We start from the raw sequence: 26,186 nt of genomic DNA on the forward strand, positions 1-26,186 counted from the left end.
TTAGCGCCTACACACCACCTCTTCTAATCTCAAGAAACTTAAGGGAAGTTCAGCTTCGCAACGAAGCACAGGTGCAATACCGACCGTATGCCGAACCTCCCGCAGTCTTTCCCTTTTAGATTTCCTTTCAACAACTTTGTCAACAAAGGAGTTCGTGATGATTATTACAGCTCTAGTTGTAGCCACGCTTCTGTGCTTCGTCATGCCTGCAACAAGAGGCTTTGGCGTTATCGGCATAGCGATCCTGCTTTACTTTTTCCCACTAACGACCATGACCCTTCTCGTGGTTGGCGCAGTCTTTGTTTATTTCATTTATTTCTATAACAAATAACCATTACTAAAGGAGCAATATTATGAATACCCAAAATTATCTTCTCGACGCGATTGATGTAGTGCTTGCCTGGGACATCTCTGGCGAAGCATTCGCAGATGCAGTAATTGCGCAATCAGGGTTTATGGCAAAAACCAATTCTGACGAAGTTAATTGGCTGTACTCGGACTGATCTCACTAAGCTAGTTTCCTGTCACCTCTGATTTTCTCGCTTACCGCTCAACCATTTCTCCCTGCATACCACGTTCTTACTAACACGACGATCAACTAACGATCTGTGGATTTTCTCTGTCTGGAGAAAGTGGATTGGGCATCAATCCCAAGCATTACATTAATTTTTGTACTGCTCAGGTTGATATTTTCTTAACAACTTTGGTTCATCTGACATTTGCGTGGGTAAAAGTTAATCTATCGTCTCGAACTTGGTTAGGGGACGAGCGATGGAAAGCAAAGAGCTGCACCGGCACTTGCTGGGGATAAACGAACCGTGGAGGGTCGAACGCGTTGATCTGGACATGACGCGAGGACAGGTTGATGTGTATGTTGAACATGCGAAAGGAGTGCGATTTTCCTGCCCGAAATGCGGACAAGAACATGCCGTATACGACCATTCTGCCGAACGCACTTGGCGGCACTTGGATAGTTGCCAATTTATGACCTACCTGCATGCCAGTCCGCCACGTGTATCGTGCCCTGAGCATGGCGTACTTCAAGCGCGCCTGCCATGGGCAGATGAAGGAAGTCGCTTTACCCACCTGTTCGAGGCGCTGGCAGTGAACGTCCTGCTGGCAGCTAATATAGAACGTGCCGCCGGTCTGCTGCGCATTAGCTGGGGTCAAGCATGGAATCTGACAGAGCGTGCAGTATTGCGTGGACGTGCTGCCAAGAGATATGCACTGCCCAAGCAGATCGGCGTGGACGAGAAAGCCATTGCTAAGGGGCATCAGTACATGACCTTGGTTTGTGATTTGGGGCAAGCGACGGTGGAATACATTGGCAAGGGGCGCCGAGAAGAAAGTCTGGGCGCCTACTTTAAAGCCTTTGGCACAGAACGTTGCGTCGGCATAGAAGCGATCAGTCTCGATATGTGGCCAGCCTTCATCAACGCCTGCCGAGACTGGGTGCCGGAGGCGGATGGCAAGATGGTGTTTGACCGCTTCCACATCATGCGACATATCCTTGAGGCGGTGGACAAGGTAAGGAAGCAGGAACACAAAGCGCTGATGGATAAAGGGGACACTACGTTGGTCAAGAGCAAGTACCTGTGGCTGACCAATCCGTCCAACATGGCCGACCAAGCTAAAAAGCGCTTCAAGGAACTGCAAAGCAGCGAGCTCAAGACTGCCCGTGCGTGGGCGCTCAAAGAGGTGCTGCGGAAGTTGTGGAGCTACACGTCTATGGCCTGGGCGCTGAAGTTCTGGAAGCGCTGGTATTACTGGGCGACGCACAGCCGCTTGCAGCCCATGATCGATGCGGCAAAATTGATTGCGCGGCACTTGCCGAATGTGTTGACCTATTTCAAACATCGCATCACCAATGCTGTGGCTGAAGGGTTGAACTCAAAGATTGCAACTGTACAAAAACGTGCCTGTGGATTCAGGAACCGTGACCATTTCAAGATCGCTATCTATTTTCATTGCGGCGGCCTTGATCTGTATCCGGTTCAGGCTACCCATGGGAAAGTCGGATGAACCATTATTAATAACCTAATCTGCTCGGGTCTTGGTAAAGTTACTAACGCCATTCGTAATTCAAAAATTTAAATAAGACACTAGCAATATTATGAATTCTCCATAATTAATCCAATATCAATAAACTACTATATAATTTTTTACTCTATTACTTTGAATCTCCAATAATTTTAAACTACATTTTTTAAGGATGGGAATCGCATGGTCTATTGTCCAGATTTAATCCAGTTAAAAACAATAAAAAGGGGCATTGCGATTATCGTTGCAATACTATCCACAGGATGTGCAATTCAGACGCCACCCATTGTTCAAAAAGAGTCACCGCAGTCAGCAGCATTTCAAAGGGCCGCTCAACAGGCGGTAATTTCTCAAACACCTCTTAAACCAACACTCAAGCGGAAAATCGCTCTTGGCCGGATTACAAATGAAACCAGTTATGGGCGATCTTTATTACGTGATCAATTTAATGATCCTCTAGGTAAGCAAGTAACCGATTTAATGAGCAAGGCACTCACAGAGTCCGGTGCTTACCTAGTCTTTGAACGGCCAGATCTCAATCGCGTTCTAATTGAAAATGAAATTGGAGGAGACAAACTTAATCTGATCGGTGTAGATGCACTTATCGTAGGCTCTTTGACCGAATTTGGTCGCAAGACCGTGGGGGCAACAGGCTTCGCTTCTTCAAGTAAAAAGCAAGTAGCATTTGCAAAAATTGACGTTCGAGTGGTAGATACCAACAATGGTCATGTCTTTTTTGCAGCTTCCGGTTCTGGCGAGGCATCAACTGAAACTGCTTCTACATTTGGATTTGGTTCGCAAGCGGCCTATGACGGGACACTCAACGATGCGGCCATCCGACAAGCCGTTTCCGATGCGATTAACCGACTCACTTCGGAATTGAGTGGCCATCCCTGGGAGACATACATCTTAAAAGCTGAAGAGAATCTTATCTACATCGGCGGAGGAAAGAGTCAGGGGATTCGCCCAGGAATGACGTTCTCCGTGCAAACAAAAGGGGAGAAAGTTAAGTCACCACAAACAGGGGCAGAGATTTTACTTCCGGGAAAAGAGGTTGCTCAAATACGCATCGATTCGTTATTTGGCGAAGGCGAATTAAACGAGGGATCCACGGGTACTTTAATTTCTGGATCCACCCATGCTTACAAGCCTGATCAACTTATCATCCGTTATACAGGTAAACAATAATGAAAATTCTTAAATCATCAATAAGTTTGTTATTTATACTTGGGTTAGTGATAGCGGGAATTTCTGCCTGCACACAGATGCCTACTGAAAAACAGAATGTAACCGATATGCGCCCCCAATTATCTTTCAAAATCCTTGATGAAAGATTACTTGTTGCAAAAGTTTATGTTGACGGTCTAGATATGGGTTCGATTGGAGAATTCCGGGAAGGTATAGCGTCTTTACGAATACGTTCTGGTAGCCATCTAATTCGTATCAACATAAATGATCAAGTACTCGTAGAGGAAAAACTTTACTTTGGCGATGGAGTTAATCGAACTATTCTCGTGAAATGATGAATTCATGATCCGTATTTTTCTGAGTGCATTATTTGTTATTTCTTTATCGGGCTGTGCTACAGATTCTGGTCTGTATCAATGGGGGGGTTACGAAAATGATCTTTATGCCGCCTACAAAGATACGGCTCAACTTGAAAAACTTCGTATAAATCTTGAGACGCACACGATACTCTTGGAAAAAAATGGTCAGAAAGTTGCGCCAGGACTTTATGCTGAGCTGGGAACGCTTTACTTACAATCGGGTGCCCCCGCTAAAGCTATCGTCATGTACAAGAAAGAGCGCGATATGTGGCCTGAAAGTAGAGGTTTAATGTCGGCAATGATTCAAAATCTGGAAAGAAGACAAAAAGCAACTCAGGATACAAAAATATGAGATTCTTTTCCTGGATATTTATCCTTTTATTAACGGGATGTAATACTCAACCAGTTAAAAAAGATATGAGTGCGTTTACAGCCGCTGCGCCTAGGTCTATTCTTGTGGTTCCAATTGTCAATAAATCGCTAGATGTGGATGCACCCAATTATGTACTAGCAACTTTGCCAATGCCACTTGCAGAAAAAGGTTATTACGTTTTTCCAGTCAACACGACAAAATTTGTCTTAGAGCAAGAAGGACTCTATGAAGGTGACCGTATTCATAACGAACCACCTACTGCCCTTGCCAAGCTTTTTGATGCTGATGCTATTCTTTATGTAACTATTCATCGGTGGGATGCTCAATACGCAATTTTCGCCACGACTGTGACTGTCGAATTAGAGTACCGCATAGTTTCCAAGGATGGTACCGATATCTGGAATGATAAACAAAAGATGGCGTATACCCCCCAAAGCAATAGTTCTGGATCTGCTTTAGGATCATTAATTTTTGCCGTCATAAGCGCTGCAGTTGCCAGGGCCGGTCCTAATTATATGCCGCTTACACAGCAGGCCAATAGGGAGGTGTTTCTTTTAAGTCCCAACGCTCCTCCAGATGGGCCTTATAAGACAGCAAAATCAATTAACTGAATCGTTCTTTCCTAAGTGCGTGAAAAATCTTAAGCTAAGCTTCTCTGTAGCATGATCAAATCACAACATTGTGCTGAGTACTTACTAGACCAAGTTTATCCCACGTACGGCGAAGAATTTTAGTCAATTGAGTCAGCTAATTCGTAATGATCGTTCTGTGGCAGCTCAGTCAAAATTTTTATAAATGTGTGCTACTTTCGGTGCCAGCTCGGCGAGAACTACTAATAATTTGTTGTTTTTTATCAAAATTACAGTAAAACAACTCAATATTGAGCGGTTCACGTTCGGCCTTGGTTCGGTTTACGTCAAACTGAATGATGCCCAGTAAAAATTCTGTTCCGATTCTTCAACTTTGGATGCATAATTCTCTGAGTGGCTGCTCCTATTAATCCGCAGGTCCCTGGTTCGAGTCCAGGTCGGGGAGCCAAATATAGAGCCTTACAGCGATGCAGGGCTTTTTTATTAGCTAAATCATTAACCTGAACCTGTGAGGGTGTATCAGCTTAGAATTTCCCAGTCGCCATCCGATAATGAGTTGAGTATCTTGTTGGATATCATTGTTTGACTATCGTCATGGACGATTACATAAATAAATCGCCTTGATTACTCTATCGGCAAATTTTATTTTTAGTTGAGGATGTAAATTGGGTAGGCACAATAGATAAATAAGGAAGCGTAATAAAAAATCTAGTAACCTATGCGTCATTGTTAACGTTAACAGCCTGTGGCAATCCCGGTGGGCTTTCTGATATAGAGTATGCAAAATACAAAGAACTAGGTTCGCCGAAAATTCTTTACTCATGCATTCAAATGGAGAATCCCGATGAGGACCCCCAAGGCGTATCGGCTATGCTTGGCGCATATTGATCAGGTGCAGAAGAATACGTGCGTAAAGAATTTTGAGCGCGAAAGAAAGCCAGTAACGCACACCGGGTATGCCGCAGGTATAGGAGTTGCCGTTACCTACAATAAACTTCAAACTTCTTAACGATGCAAAGGCCGGTTGCGATGGTACGTTTAAAATCCTCGACAGCAAGTCTTGAGACAGCACATCCCCGCTCTGAATAATACTTCATGCGGTAATCTAAAATCCACCACTTTGCGTGGCCGATGGTTAAGTCGTTCTACCGCTCGCTGCACTTACTTTTCAGTAACGCCAGTCCACTCCATGCCTTTGAGGAAATACTGCCGGAATAGCTCATTACTGTTATCGTTCAGTCCTCATTCCCAGGAACGGTAGGGATGCGCGAAAATCCGTATGTCGGGTCATTCTTGGTTCGCTCGTCTGTCCCAGAATCATCATCCATCGCGTCACTTGGATTAGGTATCGCCGGACTGGGCTTCAGTAGACGTAAAGTTAGAGCCAAAAATCTGAATTAATTTGAACTAGTTTCGATCTGATCCGACAAATGCATTTTAACAATGAAATGAAAGAACTCATCAGGGCAAGGTTTATAAGACAGTGGGGAGCAAGTTTAGAGTGGGCGGATTCAAGTTCGAAGTGCAACAACTGATGTTGGCTTGATACGCGCTCCACCTCAATTCAGTATCCACTACTGTCGGTTTCCTTCACATATCCTCAGTGTACGAATGAGAGAGAGGCGATGCTCCTTTCTATCCCGATTAAACCGCAACTGGAGCTTAAAGAAATCTAATATGACGAACGAACTGAAATCATCATTTACGCTTGGCGCGCTGCTGTGTATTGGATTGATCGTGGCTGGATATATCCTCGGAGAAAGTGCACTTAAATTTAAGTCGTATGATCGGAGTGTTTCCGTTAAAGGACTTTCTGAGCGGGAAGTTCCAGCTGATATCGCTGCATGGCCGATTCGATTTACTACAGCTGGCAATGATCTGAGCGTTCTTTATGTGTCGATGGAGACACATGCTAAACAAGTCTCAAAATTTCTGGAAGCGGCGGGTTTCTCACCTTCCGAAATCACTATTGCGGCTCCCGTAATAACAGATAAGCTCGCGCAGAATTACGGCGGTCAAAATGTGAGTCTACGCTACACTGCTAAGCAAACCATTGCTGTCTACACCACTAAAATCGATCTTGCTCGGTCCGCCAAAAACAACCTGGGTGAGCTGGGAAAAAAGGGAATCGCCTTCGGCGGGGAAGAATACGAACAGAAAACGGAATACCTGTTTACTAAGCTAAACGACGTTAAACCATCTATGGTGGAAGAAGCCACAAGGAATGCGCGCCATATTGCTGAGCAATTCGCAGCTGATTCGAATAGTAAGCTCGGTAAAATTAAGAGCGCCAACCAGGGTCAATTCACGATTTCAGATAGAGACAGCAGCACTCCCCACATCAAAAAGATAAGAGTAGTGTCCACTGTTGATTATTTTCTGTCAGATTAAGCGTTACACGTGGCAGTTATAAATTTCGCTACAGGGCGCTCAGAGCCCTGACAGGCAAACAGCCTGGACTCAATAAGTGCCGAGGTATGGCATACTTCCCTCTTTGAACGAACCCATGATTCATTGTTACTCAGCTGCTGGCATTAGTTACCAACCCCACTGCCTTAACAGTTTCGGCTAGAAAGCAATGGTCGACGTTTCATTCGTGTGGTTTGTATTTAGTTGCCAGAGGGATAATTTCTGCACTTCTCGCAGAATGAGATGATACGTTTGTTGATCTGCAATCATTTCCCATAAAGGTGTTCAATGACCCATTTAAATCTACAAACGCATCCCACATCAAGGTTGATAGTCGCAAACACGATTTCAGCGGGGTGTGAGCACGCATCCTTTCCATGTCAATACGGCATTGCAATCCTCGCAGACGGAAAACATTGTCACTACTGGAGATTTGAATTTCGATAACAGCACGACGTTGCAACTCAAAGTCATCTGGAGCTGTTCTCGCCAGCCTTGCCCAATCATCGAAATCGAAATTATCCATTAAGTGGCTGATTCAACTGCCTTTAGTGTTCCACACACCCGTAGGGATAGGCCCTTAGAAGGAAATTAGCGAAAACGATAAAAAAAGCTCGACTGAAATACCATTCCACAGGATGGCAGGTAAAAAAACGCGATTGTGGCGTGATTTAACGAACACTTCAAAGCTGGATTACAAAAGATCGTCAATCTGCTAAAACAGATAAATCGGCGCAACAGCCATGACCCATGGCGACCCATACGGGAGAGTATTGTTTGAATTGGGTTAAAGCCAAAGCGTGAGTAGGAAACAGGGGCCTGATAACAACATGGTCATGTATCTGGTTGGTTGTCCGGGATCACTCTTGAACGATCCCCTCAGTTAGACCACTAAATCAATGCTGCCGCCGCTGATCCAGTCAAACTAAAATTTATCGACTATCTAAGAGCCTTTTTAATGCAGCCTCGAACCATCCAAAGCCGATTCTTTCTTGCTCAAGCCGAATATTTTTACGTATCCGGTTATCACGTAAGTCGTTATAAAGAGAAAGCTCTTCGGGGGTTAGTCTGGGCAAGTCACGTAGTGTTTGCTTTTCTTCCTCACCCCAGAGCGGCTCGAATTTAAGTAAAGTCGCTCGATCCATCAATAACGACTCCACGTGCGCGAACTGATTGCGAAGTTGATCGAGAATTGCAAATCCGTGCGTATCAATATCACCCCAATAATAAATGCGGCAGCGCGATAGCCAATTGGCGTGTCTCGACATTTCAAATCCATACCCCGCACCGAAGATTACCAAGCTGCCCTTTAGCGGTGGAAAGGCTAAAAAATTGATCTCATTTTCAATAATGAAAACCCGTAAAACCATAGGATTGAGCTGAGCGAAGCTCGCGGCATCAAGAGTGATGTCTGGTACGTGTGCCGATGGAGTTTGATCAGGATCAAGTAAACGAAAACGAATGCGCAACGGCTTGTCGCGGAAGCCGTAGCGCGTTGCAAATCCGCTCACGCCAGACGCGTTAAAATCAACTGTTTCGGGATCTAAAGCCATATCGAACAACTCAGTCAGCACGCTGCGCTGCGCTTCTATGAATTTACTGTGAACGCCTGGAATATCGACCTGTCGCAGATACACGCCTGGTCTGGGATGAGCCTGCATCCAAACGACAATTTCCAGCAACCGATTCCAATCGTCTGCTAAAGCCAGCGCGAGCATGGGGCGTCTTGCTAGCCAGCCCAGCAGCTTCGGCTGGGACTGTTTTGTTTCCTCTATCAACGCAACAAATCGGGCAGCATCTTTGCGCTTGGATAGGAATGTTGCGGCAACATCGAAGCTATCGATCCACACCTCGGCGGGAACGGAGTTCATCCCTAAAATGCGGTGGTTGAACTCCCGTGCCACCACCCGACAGTGCGGGACGGCCCGAATCTCTCTGACCCAGGCACGAACCTCGTCAAAGCGATCAGCCATCTCAGCTGAGGTAGGACACTTGAGTATCAAACGTCGTGGGAACAGTGATTCCCCTGTAACAAGGCTGGACAACATATCCCCTCGTTCCCATAGCTTTTCCAGCTGAGTACGGAAGTCTCTCGGTCTTGTCCAACTCATCCCGAAACTCTCGCCTTCTCCGCGCGATACTCCTCAATCAAAAGATTGCGCAGCTTGGAGGCGCGACCATCTTCGTTTTGGACAAAACCCACGCTGGACACAAAAGGCTCGATGATGTGAATCTTCTGCAAGGGCGTGACAATCAGGAGTTGCAAGTTGAGTTGAGCAAACAAGCGCAAGCCATATTGCGCGGACTCGTCAGAGCCTCGTCCGAAAGCTTCGTCGATCACCACGAACCTGAAAGAACGAGATCGTACTGCCCCCCATTCAAGACCGAACTGATAGGCCAAGCTTGCGGCAAGAATGGTGTAAGCCAGCTTTTCTTTTTGTCCGCCCGACTTACCGCCCGAGTCAGAATAATGTTCGTGCTCCTTGCCATCCTCGCGCCAACGTTCACTGGCTGCGAACACGTACCAATTACGCACATCGGTTACTTTAGCTGTCCAGCGTCGATCTTGTTCAGAGATTCCCTCACGTCCGCGAAAACGCTCGATGATAAGCTTCACTTGCAGGAATTTTGCTTCTGAATATTGGCTGTCGTCTGAACCCGTGATTTCCCCTTCAGTACAGGCGCGCAGTTCAGTTTGAAAGTCGCGAATGTCGGCATCCGGCGTAGGCTGAGCTTCAAGTTGTATGTATCGCCCCGTGTTGTAGTCGATCCCCGTTAGCGATTCGTTGATGCGCGCGATACGCTCCCTGATCGTTTCGCGCTCGCGCGCCAACTGCGATTGAAAATTGGCGACTTCGTTGATCGTATTTTCGTTCAGCAATTTTTTGAAGCGCGCTTCAAAACGCGGCAAGTCATCAGCCTGCAGCGCATTGAGCATAGCGCGATATTCGAAAACAGCGTCGATGCTGGCATCCACCTCTGAGGTTTCCAATTTGAACGCCTCTTTGTAGGCTGCCATCGCTTGAATAATTTTGTCGCGCAAACGTTTGAGCTTTGCATCCTCTGCATTGATCTTGGTCTGCAACCACTCACGCAAATCTCGCTCACGGTTATCACAAGATTCAACCGTGAGCTGATGCTCTCCCAACGCCTCATCACGGATCGCATCAAGACGCTCAAAGCGCGCTGAATGAGTTGCATATGCCGGTTCATCAAGTATTGCTTGCGTTTGCATCCGCAATGCTTCGGCATCTATTTTTTTCTGCTCTGCTTTGGATCGCTTGTCTTTGTGTTCTTCAAGCTGTCCTTCCGTGGCTATTAATGCTGCCTCAATAGCACCCAACCGTTCAGCCAATTGCCTTAGCACGTCGGAAGTCGACTCCAGCCTTTGTTTCTCATCGGTTAACGCCGCCACCTCTAGTACAAGGAGCCGCCAGTCAATTTCACGAAAATCGTCAAACACCTCCAGCTTCGAAAGCACCGTGATGAACGCTTGAAGTTCCCTACGGGCTGATTCAATCTTGCCAATAAGGCTGCCCTTTTCGCGCAGGCATTTTTCCAAACTTCTGGCTTTGTCTTCAAGTGCAGCGATCTTGGCTGCATTGGTCCAGCCCAACACGTAACGACTTCGATCATCCAACCGATGGCGGTCGTCTTTCTCGTGCCGCTCACCCCCTGCCTTGATTTGTCCTGCACGAGTGATAGCCCGCGTCTCGCGGCGAAACTGCTCTTGAGTGACGCAGCAGGCCACGTCGAAACGATGTACCAGTTCGCGTTCCAGCCAATCGTAAAAGGCTGAGTCAGGCTTAATTGCCAGCTTGCGCGCCAAAGAATCACGATGCAGGCTAGGCAATTCACTCCGAGAATTCTGACGTATACGAAAATAAACCAAGCGACCTTTCAGGTGCGTTTTATCAACCCACTCAGCGACCGCTACATAGCGTTCATCCGGCACCAGCAAGGACAAGCCGAAGCTGCGCAACAGCCGTTCGGCCGCGCCTTCCCAGTCACGCTCGTCCTCATGTACCTGGAGCAACTCGCCGGCGAAGGGCATCTCCTCTTCAGACAAGTTGAGTGCTTTGCACAAGGCTGACCGCATGACCACTTGTTCCAATGGAATGTTGCTGCGGCGCGCTTTCAGACTGTTAATCTCGGCAGTCAACGCATCATGCTCTTGTTTACCCTGACGCAAACCCACGCTGTGCTCAGTCAAATTGTTTTGCAAGCTGACATCTCTCACCCGCGTGATTTCAGCCGATGCAATAAAGCGTTGTCGTTGCCGCAAAAATTCGTCCTCATCCTCTGCGGGACTTTCAGCAACAGCGCGCACCAGCTCAGCGTAACGCTGCGCCTTGCGTTCACGCACCTCGCGCTCCTGCTCTTTCTTGCTGATCTCAATCGTCAGCCGTTCCAGACGGTCACCGCCGTTGTCAGCAATGCTGCGTTTGAGTTCAGCCACTTCAACGCGCTGTGCATCACGTTGTGCTTCAACACGTTTGACCTGGGTGTCTTGTCGTGCCCATTCCTCCAGCAAGTTAGCTGCGCGTTTTTCCAACAAGTCGAGTTTCAATCCAGCAAAGTAGGAACTGAGCGCATCGCGGCAAGCACGAAATTCATCGACTAATGCAACCAGCGACGCATGACGATCTCCGTCTGCAACCAACGGGGCAAGCATCTCGACTTGCCGCTTGGCTTTCAGCACGGCCTCGTGTGCGCGGCTTAGATCATCGAAGTGGCCAATCAAAGCGGTGATGCGCGGCGCAACGTCAAATGGTTCCAGCATGTGGCTGCGCACAAAATCAGTAAGGTTACCCACTGATTTCATCGACACGGTTTGGTGAAATAATTCCAGTGCCTGTTCGTTTTCAATGCCGAAACGACGCCGAAACCATGCCCCGTAAGGTGGGAAGCTGTCGAATATTTCCGCGCCCATTCCTCTCAGTTTTTTCCTGAGTTGAACGATGTCCGAACCAAAATGTGCGAAGTCAGCCGTAATCGACAGTGCCCGTTCTGCACAGACAAAGAAGCGTGCAGGCTGTGCCTGGGCATCCTTCATCCAGAACACCTGCGCCAGCGTCACCGTTTGGTCATAGCCCGCGTTATGAAAAACACCCAAAATAACCGAGTAACTATTGTGATCGCGCAGCGCTACAGGCTTGGCCGTTCCACTCACCTCATTGCGTTCGGACTTGTAATGCCCAAGCACATAAGAGCGCAACGTGCGCTCTTTATTGTCAGCACCGGCAGCCTTGTTGTAAGCGATACGATACGCCGGAACCAACAGTGTGGTAACGGCATCCACCAGCGTGGATTTCCCCGATCCAATGTCCCCAGTGAGCAAGGCATTCTTACCATTGAGGTTCAGCGTCCATACCCTTGCATCAAAAGTGCCCCAATTAAACACTTCCAAACGATGCAAGCGGAATCCGGATAGCGCATCATCGCTGACAAAATCCAGCCCCAATGTTTGCATCTCATCCATTGGAATCACCTGCTGAAGTTGCATTGATCTGTACCTGATACGCTGACAGCCGCATATCGAAATCATTCAGCCACTGCGCATCCACAAAAGCTTTGATGATGCGACGCACCTCGAATGCGGTGGGTTGTCCTGCGCCAGTTTTAAGTTTGCGCAAAAATCCCAACTCGACAATCTTGTTGAGATGCGTCTCAATCTGGTCGATAAGCTTCGCCTCATTACTGCTGTCGGGCAAGAACACACGAACCAGCTCGACGAGTTGATCACGAGTCAACACGAGACGTGTGTCACCACCACTTGCATCGAACTCAGCCAATTTCTTGCGCAACAGCGCCAGCAGCAAGCTCACAGGGAAAGTCAGCGGACGGCGCGCTACCAGTCGTGGTAGCTTTGCAGCACCTTCGTCTTCACTTTCCAAACGTGCTCGCAAGAATGCATACCCCTCGGACTCGTCCAGCACCAATTCCAGGCCCAACACGGTCACGTAATCACGCACGCGAGCTTGTAGATTGAGCAAGGCATTCCAAAGGCTGGTCTCTCCTTCCTGGTAAATCACGCCTTTGAGCAAAGTGATGACCAAGGCTGATAACTCATTCGTTGCAGCGGCATTTTCTGGTTTAAGCCCTTGCTCTGTCATGCTTATCTCACAAAAATCACGCGCGGCAAACGTGCCCGTTTCACTTGTTCTTGGCCATCCGATTCTTCTCTGCGCCAGAAAATTTCATCAGTCACCTCTTCATCCACCACGACCTTGAAAGTGTCACCCGCAAGCTGGAGGTAGGCCACCAGTTCTGCCAGTCCGCGTTGTAGCGGCTGCATTCCGCACAGCTCACGCAACGTGACTTGCGAGCGATCCTGCAAAGCATGTCGGATATGTCTAACCAGTTGCGCCTTATCAATAACGACTTGCGAGTACAAGGCTCCTGCATCTATTTCGACATCTCCCTCTTCCAGCACGATATCGGCAATTTGTGGTTTGATGGAAGGTGTGTGTAGTGGTCGTTCCATCGGCAACTCGACATCAGCAGCTGTATCTGCAATGTCCATCATCACACCTGACGGCTGAGATTCGCGCACTGCTAACGCTTTAGTTTCGATGCCGTGCAGAATGTCCATGATGCGGCGGTTTTCCAGCCAGGCTTGATCGTCAAGAAAACGCCGCAGTTGTTGCGAAAGTTGGGCGACGGTCCGCTGTGTATGCTCTCCAGCCTCCAGCCAATCATAATGTACACGACGTGTTCGGCTGTCAGGCTTAAGTTCAATGACAGGTGGCAGAGCCAACACACGCTCAAGCAATTCCGACAGTTCCTCCTGCCGTCGACTGGACATCAAAAAATCCCAGAATGCGCGAAAACTGCGTCCCTGGTCCGAGTCGGAAATTGCATCTCGCTCGCCCATGATCTCTTCCAGTAGCGTTCCTTTTGAGCCTTGCCACAGTGCGATGCGCTCCCGCACGCGCCGATCCAAACCACGAAAGTTATGCTCTACCTCACGAAAATCGCTCAGCAGCTCCCGCGCCAATTGCGTGAATTGCTGGAAGCGGTCTTTCAATGCGGTGTTATCTAACAGCGGAATGTCACCCGACAATATTCGCTCGATTTCCCTATCAATTTCATCACGCCGTTTGTGTAATTCAGCAACACGCGTTTGAGGATCGGATTCAGATCCTTCACTCATCTGCTTAAGCAACTCGAACAGCGTAAGCAGGCGCGACTCCGTGCCCACAAAGCTGCGCTGGGTGAGCGTTGCAGGCCAGGTAATCGCTTTTTCGGTCGGTGGGGAAAGATCGAAATGCGGTTCATCCGATCCTTGAACATAGAATTTGCGCAACCACCCCTTCTCAGTGCTCGCCCAGTCGTTGAGGTATTCAAGTGCAGATTTTGGAAAAGCATCTAAGCCTAGACTCTCGCGTAAGGCAAACAGTTCGTCTTCGAGTGATTCTGCCAAATCAGCTTGCGCCATAACGCGCACATTCGGCACGATAAACACTCGCTGCAAAAAACTCGCTACCAACGGTGCATGATCCGAGCGTAACAAACGCCACGCCGGATGGCTTTGGCGCAATAGATCAAGAGTGGCAAAGTCGAAATTCATTGAAAATACAATTCACGTTTTAAGCAACTGCCATATGGCATCATCAACTTCGCAAGTCCTCATAGCATCCAAACTGTCCTGCCAATCCATCCAGTATCATATTGACCGCAATCGCGGTATGCGGGATCAGCGCATACCGCCAAGGCTTGCCACCATTGGCTGCTGCGTAGTCCGAAGCATTCTTGCACCACTTGATTGCCGCTTCCTTTTTGGCTAGAACAGTGGCATCTTCCATCTGATTGCTGGCCTTTGGCTCCAGCATGTAGATCGCATTTTTCGTCTCTGCCACGAAATCGGGCTGATATTCCAGATGGTTTGCGCCCTGCTTGTAGAAAAGCTGAAACTGCCCCTTGGCAGGTTTGAACCATTTGTCGGCATCGCGATCAAGGATAACCGCCAACACGCGCTCCGCTTCTGAGTCAAACTTCTGCACCGGGTACAAGCAACGCCTGAAACCGCCGAACACATACTTCGACATATTGCTCTTATCCGCAGGCGAAACCCGATAATCAGTGGACGGCTCATTAACAGCATAGGTGTAGGCACTGGGTTTGAATTCCGTGAATCCTTTACTCACCACCACTTCGTAATCAACGGAATCTTCCCAGCTATGCTCCTGCATTTGTGCATGGATAAACTGCGCAATCGGTCTCTGGTAGCAACGCAACACCTTACGCGTGTCATCCTCGGATAAGTATGAGCAAAAATGCTTAATGGTTTGCGCTGCTAATTCATAAAGAAGATCAGCCTGATCGTCATAAGAAACATCGTCGAAGTCCACCAGACCACTGACGACATAATCTTCCATATTCTTTTCTTCCATACCGCCATTGCCTAACGTCATCACTTCAAGCTGGCTTGTACGCAGATGTTGAATCCATAGTTCCTCTAAGACAGCCGGGTAATTCAGCGCCTCCAGCTTCAGTGTGAACGGTTTGAATCCGGCTTTCACCTCGCCCTTGGGCACAACCAGAATCCGTGGAATATCTATCGTCTGTTGCGTCACCAACTCCACCGTTTTTGCCACAATGGCCACGAAATCCGGTTGCTTGGTCACACCTTCCAATTCTATCTGCGCAGGCCGATGCTGTTCTTGCACTGCCTTGACAATGGCCGTCTGAATCTCCGGGTTTTTCAGATGCGCCAGCGTTGGCACAGTCGTCGGCTGATTCTCCAGCTTGCGAATCACTTCATAAGCGATTTGTGCGACCTTCTGCTCTTCCGGCTTGATAAAAATGGGCTGCACATCCTGCCCTGCCATCTGCGTGCTGCCAGCCGCATCGGCTGGTTTCAACCCCAGCTTGGTGGCCAGTTGCGATTGCGAAACGATGGTCGCCGTTTTTTGCCCAAAAACATCATCATCCAGTATCACCTCTTTCAGGTGAATGGCGGAATCAGGCCGGTTCGCCTCGTTGATGATTTCCTGGAACTTGTCATGCGCGATGATGTTTAATCTGTCTACCGCCGTCACGCCGGTGCGTTTGCCATACGGCAAGCGCAAGCCGCGCCCGATGGATTGCTCGATCAGGATGCGCGCATTGGCCGCACGCAATGGCACGATGGTGTAAAGGTTGGTCACGTCCCAACCTTCTTTCAGCATGTTGACGTGGATCACGATCTCCGTTGGCTCATCGGTGTGTTCGACCTTCAGCAGCCGCGCGATCATTGCCTCCTCTTCGGCACCGGTACGGCTCGAATCTACTTGTATGACCTTGTCCTTGTAACGCCCCTCGAAAAACTCATGCGACTGAATCAACGCCAGCAACTGCCCGGCATGGGTCGTATCCCGCGCGATCACAAGCAGGAAAGGTTTAACGATGGAATTACTGGTTTCGCGGGCATAAGTTTCCAGCTCCACCTTCACGCTCTCGTGCAAGCGCACACCATCTTCCAGTTTCATGCGTTCGATCTCTTCGGGCGACATCCCCGCCGGATTGAAATTCTTGCGCGTTACTACGGCAGGCTCTTTCACAAAGCCATCCGCCATCGCTTTGCCCAGCGGGTAATCAAAAATAATATTCTTAAACGGCACCGACCCCTTAGCGGTCTCCACGAACGGAGTAGCCGTCAGCTCCAGCCCCAGGATTGGCTTCAGCTCGTTGATCGCCTTGATTCCCGCACTGGCACGGTAACGATGCGATTCATCCATCAGCAGCACCAGATCAGGCAACCCGGCCAGATAATCGAAATAACTCTCGCCGATATATTCCGACAGCCGCTTGATGCGCGGAGCTTTGCCGCCGCGCACCTCAGAATTGATTTTCGAGATATTAAAAATGTTGATCCGCACCCCGCCGAACAACGTGCCGCTGGCCGGGTCGTGCTGGTCGTAGTTGTCGCCGGTGATGATGGAAGGCGCATCAATGGCGAATTCCGAGATGCCCTTGAACACATACTTAGGATGTGTGCGGTCGCTGAAATCTGTGATCAACTTATTATAGATAGTCAGGTTCGGGGCCAGAACGAAAAAATTATTGATGCCATGCGCCAGATGCAGATAGCTGATAAATGCACCCATCAGCCGCGTCTTACCCACACCCGTAGCCAACGCAAAGCACAGCGACGGGAAGTCGCGCTCGAAGTCGGTCACCGATGGAAATTCGCTGCGGATAATCTCCAGCGCGGCAGCAACGTCCGCCCCTTTTTTGGGTGGAATGATTTCAGTTATACGATCCAGAATCTCCAATGAGCGGCGTTGCGGAGCACGCAAGCTCAAGCGCCCGGCAATAGCATTAACGTGGCGGTTCATGGCTTCTCCTCGCCCTTCAAGTAGCGCGCCAACTTCAAGTCGAAATCGGACTGGTAGTCCAAATCTTGTTGCACGCGAAATTTGTCATATTCGGCATGAGCCTTGGTACGCGCCATCTCCTGCGAAATTTTTCCGGCGTTTTCCAGCACCTGCTGATCGGTGAAATTCAGGAAACGCTCTACCCACTCCAGCCAGTTTTTCATGGTCATGACCTGGCGATTCAGCGCACGCACTTCGGCAAAGTCTATAAACAGGGAAACCAGCCGGTTCAGCTTATCAAGCTCAGACTGGTTCAGATAATTCTTGGCGATGGTGACATCGCCCTTGAGGATTTTCCCGCGCGGGGCATTCTTCCAGGTCGTCAGGCCCATGAAGGGCTTGTTCGCATCGGCACGGCTGTGCACAATCTCGGCAGCGGTTTTCCCCGTGCTGGCGAAATGCAGCTTGTTCTGCATCATCTGGAAGAACAACTGTGTCTCCTCGCTGTTGCCCTGATAGTCGCTGCTGCACTGCTCGAACACATCGGCTATCTTCTGGTAAGCACGGCGTTCGCTGGCGCGAATCTCGCGGATGCGCTCCAGCAGTTCGTCGAAGTAATCCTGACCAAAGGCGCGCCCGTTCTTGAGCATCTCATCATTGAGAGCGAAGCCCTTGACCATATATTCGCGCAAGGTCTGCGTCGCCCAGATGCGGAAATGCGTGGCCTTGATCGAATTCACTCGATAACCCACCGCAATCACGGCGTCAAGATTGTAGAAACGGGTGGCGTAGGTCTTGCCATCGGCCGCAGTTGTTTCCAAAATGGAAACAACTGCATCTTCTACCAACTCGCCTGTGGTAAAAATGTTCTTCAAGTGTTTATTCACGGCTGGCGTTTTCACCCCGAACAGCTCCGCCATCGTCTTCTGGGTCAGCCAGAAATTATCGTTGGCAAACCAGACATCCACCGTGACCTTACCATCCCCGGTGGTATAAAGAATGACAGGGCTGATCGTGCGGGTAGTCAGTTCACTCATACCTCGCCCTCCTCGAACAATCCACCCTGTGCCACATTGGCAGGTCTCGATTTTCTCCCCTCGCCCGCTTGCGGGGAGAGCGAAGCGAGGGGGGCGAAGCCGGCCGGGAGAGAGGGCGGGGCCTTCGGCAAATTCTCAACCCGCAGCGAATAATCATCATGTCCCCACTCGCAGCGCGACAGCACCTGCTTAGGAATTTTCTTCACGGTAAGGTTCGGATGCTCGCCCCATCCACGGAAAGCGGTACACAACACCAGCAGGCTGCGCTCCGCTCCCACTTCATCCGAAAGCTGTTGCAACTGCTCGTGATTCAGATTCGCCGTGGTGACGTAGATAAAATCCCGCTCGGTGGAATGCCCGTGCATCCAGTAATGCGCATCGCTTGGCGCATAGGTAAAGCCCTCCAGCTTGCACAAGGCTTGCGCCAGCATCTCCGCGTTGAATTCCTTGTTGATGATCCACTGCCCGTAAGCATCCTGACGCAACAGGCTGGGCGCGAGTTTGTAATAGCGGAAACCGCCGCCCCCTTGCCAGTTCACTGCATCGGAAATGCCGCCCTTATCTTCGCCATCAATCACCTTTTGCAGGCGCGGAATGATGTGCGTGTGGCAGTGCTCGCCCAGCTCCACCATGATCCAGCGGCGGCCCATCTTGTGTGCCACTGCGCCGGTGGTGCCGGAACCGGCGAAGGAATCGAGGACGAGGTCGCCGGGGTTAGTGGCGATTTGTAGAAGTTTCCCTAAAAGTCGTTCTGGTTTCGGTGTCGTGAACACGTCCTGATCATTAAAAGCCAACATTTCTCGCTTAGCATCTTGGTTATCACCAGAATCTTCGCGCAACCATAAAGTATCAGGAACAAGACCAGTGCCAACTTTTTTTAGGAAGGACTTCAATCTGGGCTTATCTTTTTCTTGATTTCCCCCCCACCAAACTAGCCCTTCTTGCACATGTTCCGCATGTCGTTTTTCGTCATAACCCCAGACACGCGATTCACTAGGAAAAACAAGTTCCCCAGTTTTTGGATGTTTGATCCCATAAAATAAATTTGGACGCTCAGCACGCGTTTTAGCGCACGTATAGACAACAGATTGCCACAGCCCGCGCGGGTCGCCATCTCGATTGGAATATCCCTTTAGTTGATCCTCAGTTCGTTCAATTGCGTTCGGCTTCCAATTGTCTTTGCGCTTCGCGTACAACAACACATGATCGTGACTCACGCTCAACCACTTTGCATCGTTCTGCTTTGAATATTTTTTTTGCCACACTACGTTAGCTACAAAATTTGGACGGCCAAACACCTCATCACACAACACTTTCAAGTAATGCGCCTCGTTGTCATCAATCGTGATCCACAACGAACCATCCTCCGACAGCAACTGCCGGATAATCTCCAGCCGGTCGCGCATCAGCGACAACCAGATTGAATGCTCCACCCCATCGTCGTAATGCGTGAACGCGCTGCCAGTGTTATACGGCGGATCAATAAATACGCACTTCACCTTCCCCGCAAACTCCGCCTCCAAAGCCTTCAACGCCAGCAAGTTGTCGCCGAAGATCAGCTGGTTGTCAAAGATATCGTCATCCGTCACCCGATGCTTCACGTGATAACTCTTCGCCGTGTCTTCCAGCAAAATGCGCGACTCCAGCTTAGGCCGGTTCTCCTTCCCGATCCATGTGAGTTCGAGTTTTGTTTTTTTTGTCATGATTAAGGCTTGCTTCCTTACGGCTGGGCTGAACCTTTGCGTTTCTTGATAGACCCAATTAGCTACGAAAATTAATTAGGGCTCCGCCCTCATATCAATCAGGGAATGAAAAAATTGTCACCGCCCCTTTGATTTATCACGGCTGTTATAACTTATTGGTCTACTTATACTTTTGAATACCGATACGTCCCCTTGATCCTAGCCGCTAAATATCCGCCAACAGAATCCGCGTCGCGCAATTCGGTAAACACATTCTCAGGCACATCGAAATACTGATACGTCGCGCCATTTTTAAATTCTATCTCCAGTGTCGAGCTATCCTCGTCATAACCGATTGACTCGACATTACTTGATGTTACAGGTGTTTTTTCCATGGCTTCCTCCTATGGTTTTACTTTATCGATTTTCGGATTTTGAGCTCTCCAAGTTTCAACTAATTCCTTGTAATTGGGATCGGCCTCCATCTTGATACCCCATCCACCAGGATTTTGTGAGTCATCTACGGATGTCTCATCATAAATAACGGGGTCTTGGCTATCTGGCCTTCTATGCTTCGGCGGTGCTTCTATTGTTGTCCGCATCGGCAATTTGACCGCTTCGCCCAATATTATTGCTTCGCCCGTTCGCAAAATGGGCAGCATACTTGTTAGGCCGTCCAAGTTGTCTGATAACGCAGATGTAATATGACTTCTATCCGAGGCGTTAGTTAACCTGAGCGCAAAGAATGTGCCGCATTGCGAAAGGATTGTAGGATTAATTTCAGATGGCCTTTGGCTCACAATCATTGCGCCTATTCCATACTTCCGTCCTTCTTTGACAATGCGCTGAACTACCTTTGACGCCATTCCCTTGAAATCGTCATTTAAATAAATATGCGCTTCTTCCATGACTACTAGCAGGGGTCTGTGTCTTCCACCTTGAGACAAATTCCTAGCCCAAAACAATGCCTCATACAGTATTCTGAGAAGAGCACCTATCGTTGTTTGCAGAATATCGGGGGGTACACCAGACAGGTCTAATATCGTAACTGGCCTGTCACTTCCTATCCAATTCTTTAGCAGACAATCCAAATCTTGCGCGACTTTTCCGTCGTCCTCAGGCATCCAACCATTGGGCTTAAAAATAAAATCATACCTAGGGATTCTTAGTTTGGTTCCCAACAATAGAACTTGCTTTCCCAGATTTAAAGAGCCTGGCAAGTAGTTAATCTTTTCTTCATTAGCTTCTGTTACGACATTCTTAAAGATTGGTGGTATCCCCTCCATAGGATTACCTTTTAATTCATTTCCGTTGGCGTCTTTTTCGTAAGCCAAATTATCAATTGGTTTGCCGCCTTTCCCTTTATAGTAAGTTCCAAATGTCTCAATGAATAATTCATGCCAAAGCTTATGAATGCTGAAAGGTATTGGGGAGTCGACACTAAGCGCATCGGCTGACGCACCTTTTCTGGGATATTTGGCTAGAGAATCGTTTTTATATTTCTGCACCCTCTCCAAGACTATATTTTTATCTTTTTCATTACTAAACTCGCCGAAGCTGATCTCACATAGCTCGTCAAAGTTTAACGCCCAAAATGGTATATGCAGTTCTTTTTCTTTTAACTTTGAAGATGTATCGCTATTGATTTTATAAATATATGATTTTTCTTTTAACGTATGGCCGTATTCACCGTGCAGGTCTAGCATAATTATTCTAGAAGACGGATACCTATCGCTGCCAGACAACGCATTAATGATGCTTGCCACTGTCGTTGATTTCCCGGAACCTGTTGTTCCAACGACCGCTGAATGCCTGGTAATCAGCTTGTTTATATCGATCAATGCAGGAATAGAATCTGCATTTGAGATGTGGCCTAGCCTTACAAAATACGGTTTATCCGGTTGACCATAAATATTCTTGAGCTCTTTCTCTGACACCAAGTGAACTTCATCGCCAATGGTTGGGTACTGAGAAAGTCCTCTTTGAAATACTCCATTCCTCGGACCTTCTCCTATTAGCTGAATTGTCATCCATCCATTACCATGACTCTTATTTTCGGCCAGGTTTTTAGGAACGGCGCTTGCACCTACTTGGCTGATAATTCCGAACAAGTCATTAAAGCCGATAGGTATCCGAATAAAACTACCTATCTGACCGACCCTATATCCTTGGCCGTCAATGTATACAAATCCCGTTAATGATTCCTTCGATAAAGAAATACTAACCGTGGTCCCATGAACATCTTGCACGTCACCAAGATAGGTTTCTTTGCTAGACATTCTGGTCTTCCTTGGACGTCCCTATTATTTTCTTCAGGAAGTCTGTAAGCACAGAGAAATCGCCCAGCTTAATTAGTTCTTCAATACTATCTGACCCATCAGTTTCCTTGTGGTGGCAAACAAATTTTAAAAGGTCTAAATCATCGCTATCGTCTTTATTTTTCACGCTATGCCAGTGGCCCAAATTTGTTCCTATTATGGCTTTGTCAAATGTCCAGATATTTAGATTGTGCTGATTTTCAGCTAATCGGTATGCGGCTGGGTATCTTTCGACAGGATCATCAGCACCAGATATTTTCTCATATCGGTCATACATTAGCCCAAGCACCATCGCCGTAGGGTTTGCCTTTAGTGCATTGACAATCGAATCGTTCAAATGACCGTCGTTAAACGAATAACCCGACAAGATTAAGAAAGATGATTTTTTTCGAATGAATCTGTTCAATTGGTCGATCAATGCCAAGTAGGGCATCTTACGACTTTCTTCATATTTCAAATGAGATGGATAAATTAAATGCGATGCATCTGGCTTAATCTCTGATGACCGATATACTTTTCTCTGGTCTCCTATTTTTTCCTGATACCAATTAATTGACCCATGTATCTTCCATAATCTCGACCAGTGAATTGGTATCAAATTATCTTCCAGCGCTCTAAGGTCAAAAAACGATCTCCGTGACCCCACAAAACCATCGAAGTAGGGGACCTCCAATTCCTCCAACGCTTGCTCCATTAATAAATCGTAATTTGTTGTAAATAGTTCTACTGCGATTTTTCGATCTATTGACTTCATCCACTTACAAAGGCGGTGATATGGGGTTTCCCCCTCAGGTAAATTTACATCAAGTTTTTTCACAATCGTTGCGCAAATTTCCCGTTCCAACTCCAATAAATCCTTTTCGCACAGTCCTCTTACATCGCCACCCTTAGATACCGCTAATAAGCTCCGAAGAAAACTTAAAACGTCTTCGATATTCCGGATGTTCTTTTCTGCCTTTTCTAATTCTGATAGTAGTACCGTATATTTTTCGTTGCCTTTCAGCTGCTCGTTAATATAGATGGAAAGATTCTCAACGCCAGGTATTAGCGGCCAATTCCCTTCTGGCATAACTACGGACAAAGGGCATCCCGCCGAAATGAAAAAGCCGATTGACTCATTATCTTGCGACAGTGATTGCCGAAGATATTTTAAATGTCGAATGGGGTCATGAAAATTATCCATCTGATTACTCCCCTGTTAATTTGATGCTTTTAATCCCAACGTCATCCGCGCTAAGTGCCTTTAGTTCCAGTCCCTCAATCTCCTGCAACGACTTCCCCGCAATTCCCTGCAAATCTCCATACATTCCCACCGTCGCCCCCATCACCCGCTCAATCTGCTCTTCTCGCTTGGCCCATTGCTTCATGATGACTTTTCTTTCCTTGTCGAGATCTTCCTGCATGGTGGAAAAGGCTTCAACGATGGCTTCAACGCGCTGGCGAAAACGCGGGCCGGTGAGGTACTGGTAGACCATTTCGGTCTTAGTCTGTTGACCTTCGGTGGACTGCCGCGCAAGGGCAAGCTCCAGCAATGACTGGCGCAAAACCATAGCTACCGGCAATGCGGCGCGAGGATGTGTTACCCAGACGCCCTCTACCATTTCAAAGGTTTCAACGCCTTTCGGCAATATCTGGCTCACGATCACTGCGATCTCTGCCTTTGCGGTCCGCTGGTCTCCGCGAAGCTTTACCAGCCAGGCATCGCTCCAGTTTTTGGTGCGCTTGAACTCCCACAAAATGGTGCCGCCGGAATGGCCGCCTGCTCCGACAACACGGTGCAGCACATCCCCGCCATATTCACCCTTTGGTACTGGCTCGATGGCATCGAAAGGAAATTTAGTGCGCAACAGGTTTTCAAGCTCCAGTTCCTGGACTTCGCCCTGCAATTGTTGTGATCCTTGCTCGGCCCGGCGCTTGAGGTCTTCAATCTGTTTCTGCATCGCGGCAATGGTCTGTTCTTTCTCCATTACCTTGAGCTTCTGTTCGTCCTCGGCTTCCTTTTTGGCTTGCATGCGGACATCAGTTAATCCGTCCTGTACCCGCTTTGCTACTGTGAGCTCCAGTTCGCGCTTGGCATCATCGAGTTCACGCTGCTTCTTGATGAGCTCGGCTTGCGCCTTCTGTGCCTCTGCCAGTTTTTCGTTGTTTGTTTTAAGCACCTCTTGCAATTCGAACAGCTCACGGGCCTTGTTCTCCAGTTCGACGGCACTGGCAAGTTTAGCTTTTCTGGATTCCTCAGTAATAACGCGAAAGCGTTCTGCTTTTAACTGTGTCGCAACTTGATCGGCCACCTGATCGTCAAGTTTGCGCTTGTCTTCCGCAAGCTGCTTTTCCTTGTCGCGCATAGCCTGTTCACGCTGTACGATTTCATTGTTCTTCTGCGCGAGTTGTTGCTCAAATTGCTTACGTGTAGCCGCGATCAGAGGTGCTGCCAGCGATTCAGTGAGTTTGATTTCAGTCTTGCAACTTGGACAGATAATGATAGGTTCGGTCATGCTTGCCCTTTCTGGATTTGTTCGTCATTTTGCCAATAAACCGCCTGCTTCACGGTCAGCCACCCGAACGATTGGGTAACTGGCGAAGCAATAGAGACGGTAATCTCGACATCACGCCAGCCTCATGTGCAGTTATCCTCATGCTAATTGATTTGTAGCGTTTGTTTAGAGAAACGCTGAATAATTCACCTCGCCATAGGCCTTGGGGTGAGTTTTGTAGTTTTTGTCAAAAAATTGGCTTGTTTCTAGTATGAATCGCGGCGATTTTCGAGTCATTTTCCTTATTTCCCGTTTTCAAAACGCACCTTGGGTGTGTACGCTGAGTAACCACCGACGAGCCAGCATCAAATTAGCGAGACCAAACAGTGAGAGCAACTGGGCGGTATTTTTAGCCAATCCTTTGTAGCGCGCCTTGCGATGACGAAACAAGTTCTTCACCACATGGAAGGGATGCTCGACCTTGGCACGAATGCTAGCTTGGGTATGCTCAATCTTTTTCAGTAGTTCGCCCTCTGTCATGTTGGGCAATGCCTTGCGTTTCCCCGGTCGCATCGCGACATGCCAGGTCACGGGTAGCGCCAGGTTCTCTTCCCGCTTCTCGACTCCCGGATAGCCTGCGTCGCCAAAGACGTCGATTTCACCACCGTGCAGGAGCACCTGGGCTTGGGTGATGTCGTGTACGTTGGCCGCTGTGCCAATAACGGTATGAACGAGCCCTGACTGGGCATCGACACCAATGTGCGCTTCCATGCCGAAATGCCACTGGTTACCTTTCCTGGTCTGGTGCATCTCACCGTCCCGCTTCTCGTCCTTGTTCTTGGTTGAGGGCGCTGCTGCGATCAGTGTGGCATCGACGATCGTGCCTTCCCGAAGAAACAGACCTTTCTCGGCAAGATGGGCGTTGGTCGTATTGAAGACCGACTCAGTCAATTGATGCGTTTCCAGTAAATGGCGGAAGTTGAGAAGTGTGGTGGCATCCAGGGTTGTTTCGCAGCTTAAATCAACATCGACAAAGCGACGGATGGCCTGACTGTCATAAAGCGCATCTTCTATCCATTCGTCAGATAACCTAAAGCATTGCTGCACAACATATTTTTCCAATTCAGTCCAAGGCGTGATCACTTCGATTTCATTCAAAAATCGATCCCGGCGGGTCTGCTTCTTCCTGGCCGTGTATTCCAGTTCAGAAAAACTCGTTTACATCACTTTCTTCTCCTGAAAATCAGTTCAGTAACATTCTCTCAGATTGACCAATTATTCCAACCAGCGCGCGGGAATAAATCAGTGTTTCCATAGGTTTGGCGCTAGATCTGGATTGCTCATCGGTTCAACGTTTGGCACTTAAAGTGAAATTTCATTAATCATTACTTCTTCAATCCGACCCTTCTAACCAT

General features: G+C 48.3%; 22 protein-coding genes. 9 read left to right on the plus strand and 13 right to left on the minus strand.

Going from position 1 to position 26,186, the window contains the following annotated elements:
• Nucleotides 1-157 precede the first annotated feature (157 nt).
• The 9 genes from W01_RS05210 to W01_RS05250 all read left to right on the plus strand — a co-directional run bounded on the left by W01_RS05210 (nucleotide 158) and on the right by W01_RS05250 (nucleotide 6,941).
• The gene (locus W01_RS05210; RefSeq protein WP_173052692.1) at nucleotides 158-331 is read left to right on the plus strand and encodes a hypothetical protein; all 174 of its coding nucleotides are present in this window, start codon (nucleotides 158-160) and stop codon (nucleotides 329-331) included.
• Nucleotides 332-353: 22 nt separating this feature from the next.
• The gene (locus tag W01_RS05215; RefSeq protein WP_173052694.1) at nucleotides 354-503 is read left to right on the plus strand and encodes a hypothetical protein; all 150 of its coding nucleotides are present in this window, start codon (nucleotides 354-356) and stop codon (nucleotides 501-503) included.
• A gap of 268 nt (nucleotides 504-771) precedes the next feature.
• Nucleotides 772-2,022 (plus strand): ISL3 family transposase, encoded by a 1,251-nt coding sequence (locus W01_RS05220; RefSeq protein ID WP_173052696.1) that lies wholly within the window; start codon nucleotides 772-774, stop codon nucleotides 2,020-2,022.
• 201 nt (nucleotides 2,023-2,223) lie between these two features.
• A complete protein-coding gene (locus W01_RS05225) occupies nucleotides 2,224-3,228 on the plus strand; it encodes a CsgG/HfaB family protein (protein WP_173052698.1) in 1,005 nt (334 codons plus the stop codon).
• Nucleotides 3,228-3,563, plus strand: coding sequence for a hypothetical protein (locus W01_RS05230; protein WP_173052700.1), 336 nt, complete (start codon nucleotides 3,228-3,230; stop codon nucleotides 3,561-3,563). Before W01_RS05225 ends, W01_RS05230 begins: the two co-directional genes overlap by 1 nt.
• A gap of 7 nt (nucleotides 3,564-3,570) precedes the next feature.
• Nucleotides 3,571-3,939 (plus strand): DUF4810 domain-containing protein, encoded by a 369-nt coding sequence (locus tag W01_RS05235; RefSeq protein ID WP_173052702.1) that lies wholly within the window; start codon nucleotides 3,571-3,573, stop codon nucleotides 3,937-3,939.
• Nucleotides 3,936-4,571 (plus strand): DUF799 domain-containing protein, encoded by a 636-nt coding sequence (locus W01_RS05240; RefSeq protein WP_173052704.1) that lies wholly within the window; start codon nucleotides 3,936-3,938, stop codon nucleotides 4,569-4,571. The genes W01_RS05235 and W01_RS05240 overlap by 4 nt, the downstream gene beginning before the upstream one ends.
• Nucleotides 4,572-5,813: 1,242 nt before the next feature.
• Nucleotides 5,814-5,951 (plus strand): PEP-CTERM sorting domain-containing protein, encoded by a 138-nt coding sequence (locus tag W01_RS14660; protein ID WP_173052706.1) that lies wholly within the window; start codon nucleotides 5,814-5,816, stop codon nucleotides 5,949-5,951.
• Nucleotides 5,952-6,227: 276 nt separating this feature from the next.
• On the plus strand, nucleotides 6,228-6,941 hold the full coding sequence (locus W01_RS05250) for an SIMPL domain-containing protein (RefSeq protein ID WP_173052708.1): 714 nt from the start codon (nucleotides 6,228-6,230) through the stop codon (nucleotides 6,939-6,941).
• A gap of 199 nt (nucleotides 6,942-7,140) precedes the next feature.
• On the opposite strand, the gene W01_RS05255 is transcribed toward W01_RS05250, so the two are convergent.
• From W01_RS05255 to W01_RS05315, 13 genes are all read right to left on the minus strand, one after another.
• Complete coding sequence (locus tag W01_RS05255) at nucleotides 7,141-7,485, minus strand: DUF3135 domain-containing protein (protein ID WP_173052710.1); 345 nt, start codon at nucleotides 7,483-7,485, stop codon at nucleotides 7,141-7,143.
• Between the two features lie 406 nt (nucleotides 7,486-7,891).
• Nucleotides 7,892-9,070 carry a Wadjet anti-phage system protein JetD domain-containing protein gene (locus W01_RS05260; protein ID WP_173052712.1) on the minus strand — a complete coding sequence of 393 codons (1,179 nt, stop codon included), beginning with the start codon at nucleotides 9,068-9,070 and terminating at the stop codon, nucleotides 7,892-7,894.
• Nucleotides 9,067-12,441 carry an ATP-binding protein gene (locus tag W01_RS05265; RefSeq protein ID WP_173052714.1) on the minus strand — a complete coding sequence of 1,125 codons (3,375 nt, stop codon included), beginning with the start codon at nucleotides 12,439-12,441 and terminating at the stop codon, nucleotides 9,067-9,069. The genes W01_RS05260 and W01_RS05265 overlap by 4 nt, the downstream gene beginning before the upstream one ends.
• A complete protein-coding gene (locus W01_RS05270) occupies nucleotides 12,434-13,075 on the minus strand; it encodes a DUF4194 domain-containing protein (protein WP_173052716.1) in 642 nt (213 codons plus the stop codon). The genes W01_RS05265 and W01_RS05270 overlap by 8 nt, the downstream gene beginning before the upstream one ends.
• 2 nt (nucleotides 13,076-13,077) lie before the next feature.
• The gene (locus tag W01_RS05275) at nucleotides 13,078-14,532 is read right to left on the minus strand and encodes a DUF3375 domain-containing protein (protein ID WP_173052718.1); all 1,455 of its coding nucleotides are present in this window, start codon (nucleotides 14,530-14,532) and stop codon (nucleotides 13,078-13,080) included.
• A gap of 43 nt (nucleotides 14,533-14,575) precedes the next feature.
• Nucleotides 14,576-17,281 (minus strand): DEAD/DEAH box helicase, encoded by a 2,706-nt coding sequence (locus W01_RS05280; RefSeq protein WP_173052720.1) that lies wholly within the window; start codon nucleotides 17,279-17,281, stop codon nucleotides 14,576-14,578.
• Nucleotides 17,278-18,297, minus strand: coding sequence for a virulence RhuM family protein (locus W01_RS05285; RefSeq protein ID WP_173052722.1), 1,020 nt, complete (start codon nucleotides 18,295-18,297; stop codon nucleotides 17,278-17,280). Before W01_RS05285 ends, W01_RS05280 begins: the two co-directional genes overlap by 4 nt.
• The gene (locus W01_RS05290; protein WP_173052724.1) at nucleotides 18,294-20,000 is read right to left on the minus strand and encodes a site-specific DNA-methyltransferase; all 1,707 of its coding nucleotides are present in this window, start codon (nucleotides 19,998-20,000) and stop codon (nucleotides 18,294-18,296) included. The genes W01_RS05285 and W01_RS05290 overlap by 4 nt, the downstream gene beginning before the upstream one ends.
• A 164-nt stretch (nucleotides 20,001-20,164) precedes the next feature.
• Nucleotides 20,165-20,374, minus strand: coding sequence for a KTSC domain-containing protein (locus tag W01_RS05295; protein WP_173052726.1), 210 nt, complete (start codon nucleotides 20,372-20,374; stop codon nucleotides 20,165-20,167).
• 9 nt (nucleotides 20,375-20,383) lie between these two features.
• A complete protein-coding gene (locus W01_RS05300) occupies nucleotides 20,384-22,258 on the minus strand; it encodes an ATP-binding protein (protein ID WP_173052728.1) in 1,875 nt (624 codons plus the stop codon).
• Complete coding sequence (locus W01_RS05305; protein ID WP_173052730.1) at nucleotides 22,251-23,480, minus strand: SIR2 family protein; 1,230 nt, start codon at nucleotides 23,478-23,480, stop codon at nucleotides 22,251-22,253. The genes W01_RS05300 and W01_RS05305 overlap by 8 nt, the downstream gene beginning before the upstream one ends.
• A gap of 4 nt (nucleotides 23,481-23,484) precedes the next feature.
• Entirely contained in the window at nucleotides 23,485-24,792 is a 1,308-nt protein-coding gene (locus W01_RS05310) for a DUF2130 domain-containing protein (protein WP_173052732.1), read from the minus strand.
• A 294-nt stretch (nucleotides 24,793-25,086) separates the two neighbouring features.
• Nucleotides 25,087-25,974 (minus strand): IS5 family transposase, encoded by an 888-nt coding sequence (locus tag W01_RS05315; RefSeq protein WP_173055761.1) that lies wholly within the window; start codon nucleotides 25,972-25,974, stop codon nucleotides 25,087-25,089.
• Between the last annotated feature and the right edge of the window lie 212 nt (nucleotides 25,975-26,186).

The organism is Candidatus Nitrotoga sp. AM1P, from assembly GCF_013168275.1.
GTDB lineage: Bacteria > Pseudomonadota > Gammaproteobacteria > Burkholderiales > Gallionellaceae > Nitrotoga.